Consider the following 13,135-nt stretch of genomic DNA (forward strand, 5'->3'; position numbering starts at 1 on the left):
TTTGTTTAGATTCATGAGTAAGTATGTAACTTCAGTATACGAGATGTTACAGATAAAGACTATGGAACGATGTTATCAATACATGGAAAAATGTGACCTTCATATTTATTGGTTGAAGATTATTGTGTTATATTGGAAACATCCATGCACGATCGATTATTTGGATACAAATAAGGCGGTGAATCCCATGACCCGAACGGAAAGCTATTATGTGATCTCCAATCCTTTTCCAGATCAAGAGAGTGATTTGCTTGTTCTTTTTACTGGTGAGAGTCAGACGAAACCCGCACATCAGCTTGGACCCAAGGTGTACGACTATTACCTGATTCATCATATTATTGCCGGTAAAGGTCGCTTCACCATTCAGGGCCAGGAGGTAGAGCTTGGATCCGGAGACAGCTTTATCATCAAGCCGGAGCAGCTTGTCTCTTACATTTCCGATGAAGAGGAGCCTTGGCATTATCGCTGGATTGCTTTTACTGGCTCACAAGCAGCCGAGCTTGTTGCATCCACTGGAATCTCGGCTCAGCAAACGATCCTCCGTACAGGCAAACGACGCCAAGTACCGATCATTTTTCGGCAGATTGGGCGAGCCTTTCATGAGAAAAAAGCGGGCTCCCATCTCAAAGCAAACGGATATCTTCATCTATTGCTGGCTGAATTCAGCGAAGCTCTTGCTCCTTCATCCCCGCTTGGCGATGTGCCGCATACCGAGAGCGAGCGCATCATAGCGCAGGCCATCCATTATTTATCTACTCAGTATGCGGAACCGATAACGATTGAAATGATGGCCGAAAGCCTCGGTTATAATCGTGCTTATCTTTCCAGATTGTTCAAACAGTATACGAAAATAACCCCGGTTACTTTTTTGCTGAAGCTGCGGATTGATAAAGCACGCCTTCTGCTGCGTGAACGTCTGGAACTGACGGTGGAACAGATCGCTTCTTCTGTCGGCTTCCATGATCCGCTCTATTTTTCCAAGCAATTCCGCAGATGGTATGGTGTATCTCCTACCGAGTACCGAGATCAAATGAAGCGTAAAATGCGCAATCAAATTTGAGGAAGTCGGAAATGGGATGCAAACTCCTATTCATCCATCCAGAAAAAAAAACACCCCAAACCCTGTCACAAGCATGTAATCCATGCACTTGCAGGCAGTCTGGGGTATTTGTGGTTTCTTGTACGCTATCTTTTGCCAGGATCGTAAGGTTCACCGAGTGATGCGGGCGGGCGAGCACGTCCTACAGCGCCAGCAAGCACAAGGATCGTGAGGAGATATGGCAGCATGTAGAGAAATTCCTGCGGAATGTTTTTCGCAAAGTCAAACAGCTGCAGGTAGTTGTTCAAGGCTTGAGCCATACCGAAGAACAATGCCGCGCCCAAAGCGCCAGCCGGATTCCATTTGCCAAATATCATGGCGGCCATGGCAATGAAGCCTTGTCCGGATATCGTATTGTGCGTGAAGTTGCTTGTAGTCGTCAGCGTAATCGTCGCGCCGCCAAGACCGGCTAGAGCTCCGCTGATCAGCACGGCGATGTAACGAATGCGATTTACCTTGATGCCTACCGTATCTGCAGCGCTCGGATGTTCCCCGACAGATCGGAGCCTAAGGCCGAATGGCGTCTTGAAAAGGACATAATAGGAAACCGCCACTAAAATTAATGCGAGATAGGTAGTGGGATAAGCTATAAAGATCGCATTTCCCAAAAAAGGGATTTTCGATAAAAACGGTATCTCGAATTTACTGAAAACATCATTGAGCGTCTCGGTTTGACCTGCGCCTTGGAAAAGAATTTTGACCAGATACACCGTAATGCCGGCAGCCAGAAAATTAATCACGACGCCGCTGATAACTTGATCCGCTTTGAAAGTAATCGTAGCCACTGCGTGAATCAGCGCAAAAACCATGGCGAAAATGATCGCCGCAATCAGGCCGACCCAGGGAGACAAGCTGCCCATATGGGCTTGCTCTGCGTAATAAGTGCCCACCGCCGATGCAAATGCGCCGGATATCATCAAGCCTTCAATCCCTATGTTGACCACACCGGAACGTTCGGAGAAGATTCCGCCCAGCGCACCGAAGATGAGAGCGGTTGAAAACACAAGCGTGATATTGATCAACTGCCCAAAGGAAGTAAAGAAATCCATATTACACCGCCCTCTCTTTCTTGCGTTTGGCGTAAAACGGGATGAGAACCCACTTCACGATACCTTGTGTAGCCACGAAAAAGATAACGGAACCTATCACGATCCGGATGATTTCCGGCGGTACATCAGCAGCGAAGCTCATGCCTGCCGAGCCGTAGGTCAATCCGCCAAACAGCGTTGCGCCCAGCACAACACCTAATGGATTATTCGCACCCAGCAGGGAAACGGCTATCCCATCGAAACCATAGCCTGGCGAGCTGGCCATCACCACTTGATAATGAAAGACACCCAGGACTTCAAACACACCGGCGAGTCCTGCAAATATGCCGCTGATAAACATCGCTTTGATAATGTTTCGGTTTACGTTCATACCCGCGTATTTGGCGGCGTGCATATTATGTCCAACCGCACGGAGCTCATAGCCCTGTCGCGTTTTCCACAAAATGATATAAAAGATCAAAGCGCCCACCAGGGCGATCAAGGTTCCCCAATGGACACGGGCATTCCCCATCATTGCCGATAACCAGCCGATACTGACGGATGCAGACTCTTGAATCATATAAGAACGCTGCTGTCCAGGCTGCAACAGGAATCTGTTGACTATGTAATTGGACAGAAACAACGCAATCCAGTTCAGCATGATCGTGGTTATGACTTCGTTGACTCCCCGCCTTGCTTTCAAATACCCTGCAATTGCCCCCCAGCATCCAGCTAGCAGCGCTCCAGTGATGACGGCAAGCGGTGCATGAATAATCCAAGGCAGTCCATGAATCTTCACCCCGATGAAGCTCGCCCCCGTCATCCCCATGATGAATTGGCCTTCAGCTCCAATGTTAAAGAGTCCGGAACGAAAGGCAAAAGCGACCGAGAGTCCGGTTAAGATTAGCGGCGTAATCTCGCGGATGGTTTCCCCGAAATCGTAGGAATTACTGAATATTTTGGCAAACAGCGCACTGTACGCCGTAATGGGATTATACCCGCCTACAAGCATAACAAGCGCTCCGAACAGCAAGCCGAGAATAATGGCTACCAACGGTGTGAGGGCAGTATCTCTGGTGAAGATACGGAGTACTTTATTCATGAACGGCTCCTTTCTGCATTCGATTGCTGCCTGCCATCATGAGCCCGAGCTCCTGGTCGTTCGTTTGCTGAGGCCGCACTTCTCCGACAATTTCACCCTCATAAATGACAATGATGCGATCCGATACATTCATGATTTCATCCAGCTCAAAAGAAATGAGCAGCACCGCTTTCCCACGATCCCTTTGCTCAATGAGCTGCTTGTGCACGAACTCAATCGCACCGACATCCAAGCCCCGCGTAGGTTGAGCCGCAATCAGCAGATCAGGGTTGCGGTCCAGCTCTCTGGCGATAATCGCCTTTTGCTGGTTGCCTCCAGAAAGGGAACGCGCCTTGTTATAGATGCTCGGCGTTCTAACATCATATTGCTTGATTAAAGTGTCTGCATGCTTATCTATAGCATCATAATTCAGGAAACCGTTCCGGTTATAGGCCGGATGGAAATAGGTTTCAAGCACCATATTTTCACTCATGGTAAAATCCAGAATCAGCCCATGCTTGTGCCTGTCCTCCGGAATGTGAGATAGCCCTGCCTCGGCGATATGACGCGGAGTTTGATTGGTAATCTCCCTTCCTTTGAGTATAACTTGTCCGCTGTCGATGACTCTCAGTCCCGTCAATGCTTCGATAAGCTCACTTTGTCCGTTGCCGTCAACTCCGGCTAAGCCGAGGATTTCACCGGCTTTCACTTCAAACTGGATGCCTTTCAATGAAGGCAGACCCTGGTGGTCACGTGCGGTAACTTGCTTCACCTCGAGAATGGGTTCCCCCGGACTCGCCTCTTTTTTTGCCACCTTGAACGATACTTCCCGTCCGACCATTTTCTCCGCCAGCTCTCTGGTTGTCGTTTTCGCTGTCTCCACGGTATCAATGGCTCTACCTCTGCGGATGATTGTGACTGTATCGGATATTTCCATAATTTCTTTCAGCTTATGCGTAATTAATATGATCGACTTGCCCTCTCTCACCAGGTTGCGCAGGATCACCGTCAACTCTTTAATCTCCTGAGGGGTGAGCACGGCTGTAGGCTCGTCAAAAATAAGAATATTTGCGCCGCGGTACAGCGTTTTTAGAATTTCTACGCGCTGCTGCATGCCAACCGAAATATCCTCAATCTTCGCTCTGGGATCTACTCGAAGTCCATACTGCTCGGACAGCTTTCTTACCTTTTCTTGCGCGAGGCGAATGTCAATATTAAGCCCTTTTTTGGGCTCCATGCCCAAGATGATATTTTCTGTGACTGTAAATGGCTGCACCAGCTTAAAATGCTGATGCACCATGCCTATGCCAAGCTCGATTGCCCGATTCGGACTGTCAATTGCGACTTCCTTGCCCTGCAGTGAAATGCTGCCTTCATCCGGCTGATAAAGCCCAAATAAAATGTTCATCAAGGTGGATTTACCCGCACCGTTCTCACCTAGCAAAGCATGGATTTCGCCTTGCTGCAGCTTAAAGCTGATGGAGTCATTGGCAACAATGCCTGGAAAACGCTTCGTTATGTTGGAAAGCTCAACAACGGGAACGGCTGCATTCATCGGATCACCCTACCGGTCAGTTTTGAAAAGCCATTAGGAATCAAAGAACAAGGCTAGTTGTACACAACCAGCCTTGTCTTATGTGTATCATGCTCGATATGAGGTCATTCATAGAAATGGTTTATTTATCAGCGACCTTGATCTCTCCGCTGATGATTTTTGCTTTATACTCGTCAACCTTTTTCAAGATATCCGGAGTTACATTTTTGGTGGAAGTATCAGGTAATCCAACACCGTTATCTTTCAATCCAAGAACAACTGCGTTAGCAGCTCCGCCTTTGAATTTGCCGGCAATAACATCATTGGATACGCGAATGATCGCTTGATCGACACGCTTCAACATGGAGGTTAATGTAACATCATCACCGAATTCCAGGGATTGGTCTTTATCCACACCAATGACCCATATTTTTTCACCTTTTTTGACACGGTCTTTGGCTTCATTAAATACACCGTTGCCTGTGGCACCGGCTGCGTGGAAAATGATGTCAGCTTTATCATTGAAAATCGTTGCAGCGGCTGCTTTACCCAGATCAGGTTTATCGAATGCACCCGTATAGTTGACTGTAATTTTTGCATTTGGATTTACTGCGGCAACACCAGCTTTGAATCCCGCTTCAAAACGTTTGATAACCGGAATGTCGATACCGCCGACAAAGCCGATTTTATTCGTTTTTGTTGTTAAACCGGCAACTACACCCACCAGAAAGGCACCTTCATTTTCAGCGAAAGTAACGGATTCTACATTAGGAGCGTCTACCACGTTATCGATAATAGCCAGCTTGGCATCCGGGTTTTGAGTAGCTACAGCTTTCAAAGCATCGCCCATTAAGAAGCCGATACCCCAAGTTAAGTTATACTTTTCTTTGACAAAGGTGTTCAAGTTCGGTGTATAATCAGCGTCGCTTTTACTTTGCAGGTATTTCACTTTTGCTTTGCCATCGGCTTCGATTTTCTTTAAGCCTTCCCATGCGCTTTGGTTAAAGGATTTATCATTGACACCGCCGATATCCGTTACCATTCCGATGTTCATGGCAGCCGCCGCAGCTGGTGTCGGTGCCGGCGTTGCCGATGCAGTTGCAGCCGGAGCTGTTGACGCAGGCTTAGGAGTAGGTGAACCTGCCGCAGTATTGGTGTCAGCTTTCTTTCCACAACCCGTTAGAACAACCGCAATAACCATCATTAATATTAAAGATACAGAAAACATTTTTCTCATTTTGACAAAACCCCCAACATTAATTTTTGTTTTAATAGAAAACCATACATCCTATATTAACTAATATGCCACGCTATGTATCTAATCCCTAACCCCTTTCGTTGTTTATTGAACAAAGGTATAATAATACAAAAATAAAGTCAACTCCTACTTTAACATGTATTCTCTCACGAGAAAAGTCAAACTTGAGTTGTCTTTACATGTGGGGTCGTTTATTTTTTCATAAAACGTTTACATCCTTTGACTACCCTGCCTGCTGCTGCATCAGGTGTTCAAAATCACTGTCCATTAACGGTCCGCTGAGCAGCTCTCCTTGAACTTCTTTGCAGCGGAGTTTGTACAGATGAGCCAGCTGCTCCTGTGATTCTACACCTTTGGCAATCAGATTGAGGTGAAGTCTTTCTGCCATTTCAATAATTGCGACTGCCAAGGTCTGGTTCTCGAGATCCTCCGGCAGATTACGGATCAAACTGCTGTCCAGCTTGATGGTATCCATTGGCACCTGCTGCGAGCTTGAGCCCGAGAATATGCCAGCACACACATCATCCATGGCAATGCGCAGTCCCAGTTGTTTTAATAAGCGCAGCTTTTCCCCTACGCTTTGCACGCTGAGCATAGAAATTCCTTCCGCCAGGTCAAGCTCCAGATATTTGGCATCCAGACCGACTTCCGCCAGAATTTCGGAGATTCGCTCAACCAGATTCTCTTTTTTGAATTGGGCCACCGATAAACCGATAGAAAGCTTGAGAGGCTGAAAGCCGACAGCCTGCCATTGCTTGGCTTTTAAACACGCCGTTTGCAGAGCCCATTCTCCGATAGAGATGATGAGTCCTGTTTCTTCCGCCACGGCGAGCCATTCGTTGCTAGAAAACTGCTTGCCTGCCCGGTTCCAATGAATCATGGCTTCGACGCCGATAATGCGTTTGTTGCTTAGCGCATATTGCGGCTGATAATGCATCTCCAACTCTCCGTTGTCGAGTGCAAGGCGAAGAGCTGTTTCCAGCTCATGCTTATAGGTCATCAAAGTATCGAGGCCGGATGCAAAGAATTGAAAATTGTTTCTTCCTCGCTTTTTGGCTCCATACATCGCTTTATCCGCATGTTTAATGAGCTCATCCAGCGTTTCGCCGTCTGTGGGATACAAAGAAATTCCGACACTGGCTGTAATATGATGCTCTAGCCCATTTAACGAATACGGTATATCCATTGCGGCATGAATGCGGCCTGCAACCAGTCGCACATCTGCAGGCTTTGAAATATTTTCAAGCAGCAGCGTGAATTCATCCCCGCCTTGCCGATAAACGGTATCCCCTTCCCTCAGACAGCTCTGCAGACGCTCCCCGGTAATGCGAATCAACTCATCTCCACAGGCATGACCGAGCGAATCGTTCACCATTTTAAACCGATCCAGATCCAAAAACATGACAGCCGCGATTTGACCGCTTCTTTTGGCACGCACTAAAGCGAGGTTCAAGCGATCTTCAAAAAGCCTGCGGTTGGGCAGCCCTGTTAAGGCATCATGATAAGCCAAATGCTCCATTCGGAGGCCAATTTCCTCATGCTTGTCTCTGGATTTCAGTAAACTGTGTAGGAAATAAGCAAAAGCTCCTGCTGCACAGCTTATAAATACTACGCCGATCCCTATGCCCAGCCAGAAAATCGAAGCAGTTGCAAGCATATTGACAACCAGCAGGACCAAGCCTGTCTGCCATGCATATTTGGATAGTAGATTTTTCATATCCGATCCTCCGGTTCATATAAAGCTGCTTCCACTCAGATCAAGAGATTAAATAGCTTGGGATCTTTATTAATCTCTATATACCCATAATCTTTGTTTGCCAAACGCAATATGAGAGGGTCGTAATCGTCTTTATTCTTCAATTCTATTCCGACCAAGGCCGGCGCGTCTTCGCGATTATTTTTTTTCGTATATTCAAACCGTGTTATGTCATCGTTAGGGCCGAGAACATCCTCCAAAAACTCACGAAGCGCCCCCGCCCTTTGCGGGAAATTCAATATAAAGTAATGCTTGAGCCCCTCATAGATCATGGAGCGTTCCTTGATTTCCTGCATCCGGTCGATGTCATTGTTGCCGCCGCTGATGATGCATACTACATTTTTGCCGCGAATTTGCTCCCTGTACGTATCCAAAGCCGCAACAGACAGCGCGCCTGCCGGTTCAATCACAATCGCATTGTTGTTGTATAGCTCCAATATGGTTGTGCACTCCTTGCCTGCCGGGATCAGGATAATATCCTCCACCATTTGTTTACAAATGTCAAAGTTCAATTGACCCACCTGCTTGACGGCAGCCCCATCGACAAAACGATCCACGGAGGAAAGTGTCACCACTTCGCCTACCGCCAGAGATTTGGTCATACTCGCCGCACCTTCAGGCTCAACGCCAATGATGTGAGTTTGCGGGGAAACGCTTTTGACATAGGCAGCAACTCCGGAAACCAAGCCCCCGCCTCCAATGGCCGCAAAAATATAATCCGGCGCTTCCGGCATTTGATCCATGATCTCCAGCCCTGCAGTCCCTTGTCCGGCAATGGTCCTCGCATCATCAAAAGGATGGATAAACACCTTGTTTTCACGCGCGCAATAAGCTTTGGCCTCAGTGGAAGCATCGTCAAAGCTGTCTCCGGTCAGAATCACTTCTACACTGTCACCGCCGAAAAATTTAACCTGCGTGATCTTTTGCCTGGGAGTTGTGGTTGGCATAAAGATTTTGCCTTCTATCCCGAGTTGTTTGCAGGAATAAGCCACACCTTGGGCATGATTGCCTGCACTGGCGCACACGACCCCGCTTTCTCGCTCGGATGCGGTCAAGCTTTGAATCACATTATAAGCTCCTCTTATTTTAAAAGAACGCACGATCAGCATATCTTCTCTTTTCAAATAAACGTTGCAGCCGAATTGGTTGGAGAGAATCTCATTTCTTTGCAGCGGAGAAGGCTCCATGACTTGGCTGAGCACATGGCTCGCTTTGACGATATCTTCGGGATTTACTTTTCCGGGCACTGCCACTTACGCCAACTCCCTTTCGACAATCCGCTGAAAATTCATAGATTATTGTATCACAACTTGGATAGATATAACTAGGAAGTCTACAGTTAAATTTAGTTTAAAACCCGTCAGGTCAGGGTAATGATTGGGGAGGTGATCAAATATGGTGAATCCAATGGTAAAATGCAGTATTGCTAACTGTGAGTATTGGGAGGAAGGCAACAATTGTGTTGCAGAAGTCATCATGATTGAGGTCAACGCCCACGCACAAAGGCCGCAGCCTGAGAGGAAAGGCGGCCAAAAATACGACTCCAGACATACGGACAATGCTTCAGGAATTGTGGACACTTGCTGTCAGACGTTTGAAGAGCGTAAACATCATCATTAATCCTAACACTACAAAAAATGGTAATAAGCCGCAAAGTACTTCTTAATATCACAAGTTACCCGCAAGTTGGCTCCTTCTGCCCATTGAGCGAAAAAGCATACCCTCGAGGGTATGCTTTTTGTTTAGTCTCACTATTTGGTATGGCTTGGTTTAAAAGTACCGAGGACCGTCCTGAAGCTCGGCTCGTTTTTGCAAATAGCGGAAGAAGGCTGTTGCCGCTTGGGCTCGTGTTACCACTTCCGTAGATCCAAAGCTGCCGTCAGAAAGGGTCATGATGTTTAGTCCTACAACGATGGCCACCTCGCCGATATTTTTGATCGCAGCTGCGTCGGTAAACTTATCATTGAAGATGGTGCTGTACTTGGTCAGATTCTTGTAGCCCAGGGCTCGGACGACAAGCTGCGCCATTCCCTCGCGGTTCATGGTCGCATTCGGGTTTAAATCAGTTCCTCGATCGACCAATCCGCGATCCACTGCATTCTCCACATAGGCAAACAACGGGGAGTCGTTTATGACATCCGCAAAAGAAGCCGCACGCTCCTTGCCGTAATTGATGCCCCCACGGCCGCCGTTCATCGCGATGACGAGCATTTTGATCATCTCACCGCGAGTGATTACCTTATTAGGGTTCACTTGGCCGTTCACCACATCAAGTGCTTGATAATCGACCATCAGCTGCAGCTCATTTTGCGCCCAATGGCCCTCGATATCCGAAACCTTTATTTTGTCCAAAATGATCACTTCACCCGTAGATGGATCCTTCCATTGCCCGGTTACTGCATCCAGGAAAAAGCCTTGCTGTGTATATTTGGGAACCAGCATATAAACGAGTTTGGCCGATTTCTTATCCGTATTCGTTCCTGGTGGAATTTCTCCGGCGGCGATCATCACATTCATCTTTTGGTAGCTAATCCCGCCGTAACCATATCCCATATTTCCATTCTGAGGGGTATAGGCGAGCACGATATTATATTGCGATAACAACAGATCCTTCGCTTTATCAAGCGGAAGTACTTCCGGCTTTTGAGTTGGAAAAGCTATGTTTGAGAAGTAGAAATTGTAATTAACCATTTCGCCTGTCGTTTTGTCTATGCTTACGCTTACTCTCTCCCCTGCGGCATTAACACCATCAATGATTCTTTGGAAATTAAAATCCCAATTCCGCATTGTTTTTTGCTGATCGAGTGGGATCGCATTCAAGGTGAAATCGTCTAGAACCAATTGATCGGTGTAGGCAGGAAGATTCTTTTTGACATAATCAATCGCCTGCTGTTTGGCTGTTTCCTGAGAAACCTTAGCCACTATTTCTTTGTTTTGACCGTCCTTATAAGGAATGTAATGGTTGAAGTTAAGCAGCTCACCGGTTTGGCTGTTCACGGTCGCATAGATGGAATAAGGTATTTTGCCTGATACGCTTAAAGTTGGGTCAACAGGGGCTTGGCTCCAGTTCAAGTTCCAGGAGGAGTTTTTCTCACCCGTTTCCGGATTTGTACTTTCATTATAAGAAGCATTCTCCAGCTTTGCATCCGCAGGAAACTTTACCGTGTCTTGCACTTTCTGGATGGCTTGTTCCTTCGTCAGGTTCAAATTGGCGGCCGGCTTTGCACCCAGCGGTTTATCCGTCAATGGCTTCGCATCCGACTGGGTCGGCAGGTCATAGCCTTCAGGACTCCACGGTTCGCCAGTTGCAGCATTCAAAAAAACAGTGCTCATGTTGTAGCTGATGATCGGCTTTTTCTCACCTTTAGCTCCATACGGAATTTGATAGATCAAGAAAACCTTCGTTTTATCGCGGAATGCCTGAACCGCCTTCTCCATAGAAATTGGGGAGGCTACCTTTTCAAAAGCAGCGGATTCATCCCATTGATAGGAGTAGTTGGTCACAACACCTTCACTATTCACACTAATGGAAACCCCATTTTGCGGAAAAGGAATCCCGTCAACCATCCGGTCATAGCGAATGTTGTACTGAAAATCGCCATTTAGCGGCGTGCGGAACGATTGCTCATTTTGCTGGTTGTACACCAGCTGCTTCTGCTCATCCGGGTTGATCTTTGCGATCCACTGGGCTGCTGCTTCTTTGGCACCTTGGTAATTCACCTTAGGCGGGTAGCTTGGTTTGTGATCCGGATCGTTGTTGCTAAAATAGTAGCCGGTCAGCTTTCCATTCGTCCCATTGATGGTGATATTGATGTTACCTAGATACTGATCCTTCACCTTCTTGGTATAGCTTAAATTCCAGGTTGGAGTAGCAACCCCTGAGTATATAGGATATGTAGATAAGTTCACCGATTGCAGGGTATAGCCTTCCGGCAGGGTTATGTATGTCTGGGCTAGTTCAATTGCTTTTTCTTTTGAGATTTTGGCTTCAGCGGTAACGGCTCCATCCTTGCCGGGCATAACCGGAGAGCTGGTCGTTACAGCAATGTCGCTTGCCAAAACCTGGGGAACATAGGAAAACAACAATGCGGAAGCCAGAACTGCAGTTCCTGCTTGCTTAAGAAGTTTCAATATTTTCTTCCTCCTTTATAATGTTGAATATTTCCAATCAACCTATATACGGAGGTTTCACAAAATATGTTGCGAGAGCATCCATATTTGTTTCATTTCAAATTCCAGCCCCAAATATCGGCAAGATTACCCTTAGCTTGAATCATTGAGATAACGGCAAAAAAAGAGCACTAGCCGCATGCCGCTAGACTCTGGTTTCATCGCTCTTCAAAGTTGCCATGAGATCTTGCAATTCTTGCTCTGTCAGATCCCTCCACTTGCCGACGGGTAGACCGTCAAGCCCAACGTTCATGATCCGCACGCGCTGCAGTCGAGTCACACGATACCCAAAAGCTTCGCACATGCGTCGGATCTGCCGGTTTAACCCCTGCGTAAGAATGATGCGGAAGACGCGATCACCCACTTTATGGAGAGTGCAGGGCTTGGTTACTGTACCCAGAATCTTTACACCGCTGGACATTCCCTGCAAAAACATAGGTGTTATCGGACGGTTGACCGTGACTACATATTCTTTGTCATGATTGTTCTCGGCCCGCAGAATTTGATTGACGATATCTCCGTGATTGGTCATCAAAATCAAGCCTTCCGAGTCCTTATCGAGTCTTCCTATCGGGAAGATCCGCTCCGGGTGATTCACAAAATCAACGATATTCCCCTGGATATGGGTTTCCGTGGTGCTGGTGATGCCAACCGGCTTGTTCAGCGCAATATAAACATGCTTTTTCTTGGCGCCTATGGGTCGGCCGTCGACACGTACGTCATCTCCGGGCTCCACCGTGCTGCCTAATTCGGCAATCCCTTCGTTGATCGTCACACGCCTGGCGTCAATCCATTTATCAGCTTCGCGTCGGGAGCAAATGCCGGTTTCACTGATGTATTTATTGATTCGCATCGCTGGGAATTCCCCTTATTTGTTAAAATAGTGCTATTGGTTCATTCTCCCCCATTATGCTGGATACAGCCGTAAGGTTCAAGTCTGATGCACCGGTCAGATACAATGCAGGGGTCATTCCTGTACAATAATGAAAATGACAATGGATCATCGTTGATGCGGGTTGGTGCTGGTTAATGCCAGTAAGGTGCTGGTTAGTGCCAGCAAGGTGCTGCTTAAATGCTATTAGTTGCGCATAGGCAATTTGTTGCTAGTTGTAAAACCTACATCTATAATCATTAAATTTCCTCAATTCGAGCCTACAGCATGCAAAACTTACATCTAAATTAGCCAATTTCAGCAAAATCCATCGAATC

Annotated in this window: 10 protein-coding genes; 2 read left to right on the forward strand and 8 right to left on the reverse strand. The window is 47.0% G+C overall.

Features of this window, described 5'->3' with window-relative positions; all coding sequences use genetic code 11:
- Positions 1-187: 187 nt before the first annotated feature.
- Entirely contained in the window at positions 188-1,060 is an 873-nt protein-coding gene (locus BLV33_RS16530) for an AraC family transcriptional regulator (RefSeq protein WP_090798976.1), read from the forward strand.
- A 125-nt stretch (positions 1,061-1,185) separates the two neighbouring features.
- On the opposite strand, the gene BLV33_RS16535 is transcribed toward BLV33_RS16530, so the two are convergent.
- The 6 genes from BLV33_RS16535 to ilvA all read right to left on the reverse strand — a co-directional run bounded on the left by BLV33_RS16535 (position 1,186) and on the right by ilvA (position 9,009).
- Entirely contained in the window at positions 1,186-2,148 is a 963-nt protein-coding gene (locus BLV33_RS16535; protein WP_090794052.1) for an ABC transporter permease, read from the reverse strand.
- A 1-nt stretch (position 2,149) separates the two neighbouring features.
- A complete protein-coding gene (locus tag BLV33_RS16540; RefSeq protein ID WP_090794055.1) occupies positions 2,150-3,229 on the reverse strand; it encodes an ABC transporter permease in 1,080 nt (359 codons plus the stop codon).
- Positions 3,222-4,763 (reverse strand): ABC transporter ATP-binding protein, encoded by a 1,542-nt coding sequence (locus BLV33_RS16545; RefSeq protein ID WP_090794058.1) that lies wholly within the window; start codon positions 4,761-4,763, stop codon positions 3,222-3,224. Before BLV33_RS16545 ends, BLV33_RS16540 begins: the two co-directional genes overlap by 8 nt.
- 121 nt (positions 4,764-4,884) lie before the next feature.
- A complete protein-coding gene (locus BLV33_RS16550) occupies positions 4,885-5,979 on the reverse strand; it encodes a BMP family lipoprotein (RefSeq protein WP_090794061.1) in 1,095 nt (364 codons plus the stop codon).
- A 244-nt stretch (positions 5,980-6,223) separates the two neighbouring features.
- Positions 6,224-7,717 (reverse strand): putative bifunctional diguanylate cyclase/phosphodiesterase, encoded by a 1,494-nt coding sequence (locus BLV33_RS16555; RefSeq protein ID WP_090794064.1) that lies wholly within the window; start codon positions 7,715-7,717, stop codon positions 6,224-6,226.
- A gap of 35 nt (positions 7,718-7,752) precedes the next feature.
- Positions 7,753-9,009, reverse strand: a complete 1,257-nt coding sequence (gene ilvA, locus BLV33_RS16560; RefSeq protein ID WP_090794067.1) for a threonine ammonia-lyase IlvA — start codon at positions 9,007-9,009, stop codon at positions 7,753-7,755.
- A 142-nt stretch (positions 9,010-9,151) separates the two neighbouring features.
- Between ilvA and BLV33_RS16565 the strand changes: the two genes are divergently transcribed.
- Positions 9,152-9,376, forward strand: coding sequence for a DUF1540 domain-containing protein (locus tag BLV33_RS16565; protein WP_090794069.1), 225 nt, complete (start codon positions 9,152-9,154; stop codon positions 9,374-9,376).
- Positions 9,377-9,526: 150 nt separating this feature from the next.
- Here the strand turns inward: BLV33_RS16565 and BLV33_RS16570 are convergent, their stop codons facing one another.
- A complete protein-coding gene (locus BLV33_RS16570) occupies positions 9,527-11,887 on the reverse strand; it encodes a YcdB/YcdC domain-containing protein (RefSeq protein ID WP_090794072.1) in 2,361 nt (786 codons plus the stop codon).
- A 184-nt stretch (positions 11,888-12,071) separates the two neighbouring features.
- Positions 12,072-12,779 (reverse strand): 23S rRNA pseudouridine(2604) synthase RluF, encoded by a 708-nt coding sequence (gene rluF / locus BLV33_RS16575; protein WP_090794075.1) that lies wholly within the window; start codon positions 12,777-12,779, stop codon positions 12,072-12,074.
- Positions 12,780-13,135: the final 356 nt, after the last annotated feature.

The organism is Paenibacillus sp. GP183 (assembly GCF_900104695.1).
In the GTDB taxonomy this organism is placed as follows: Bacteria; Bacillota; Bacilli; order Paenibacillales; family NBRC-103111; genus Paenibacillus_AI.

Coding starts and splice junctions, on each gene's coding strand:
- BLV33_RS16530 (WP_090798976.1), top strand. CDS start 188: ATGACCCGAACGGAAAGCTATTATGTGATCTCCAATCCTTTTCCAGAT.
- BLV33_RS16535 (WP_090794052.1), bottom strand. CDS start 2,148: ATGGATTTCTTTACTTCCTTTGGGCAGTTGATCAATATCACGCTTGTG.
- BLV33_RS16540 (WP_090794055.1), bottom strand. CDS start 3,229: ATGAATAAAGTACTCCGTATCTTCACCAGAGATACTGCCCTCACACCG.
- BLV33_RS16545 (WP_090794058.1), bottom strand. CDS start 4,763: ATGAATGCAGCCGTTCCCGTTGTTGAGCTTTCCAACATAACGAAGCGT.
- BLV33_RS16550 (WP_090794061.1), bottom strand. CDS start 5,979: ATGAGAAAAATGTTTTCTGTATCTTTAATATTAATGATGGTTATTGCG.
- BLV33_RS16555 (WP_090794064.1), bottom strand. CDS start 7,717: ATGAAAAATCTACTATCCAAATATGCATGGCAGACAGGCTTGGTCCTG.
- BLV33_RS16565 (WP_090794069.1), top strand. CDS start 9,152: ATGGTGAATCCAATGGTAAAATGCAGTATTGCTAACTGTGAGTATTGG.
- rluF (WP_090794075.1), bottom strand. CDS start 12,779: ATGCGAATCAATAAATACATCAGTGAAACCGGCATTTGCTCCCGACGC.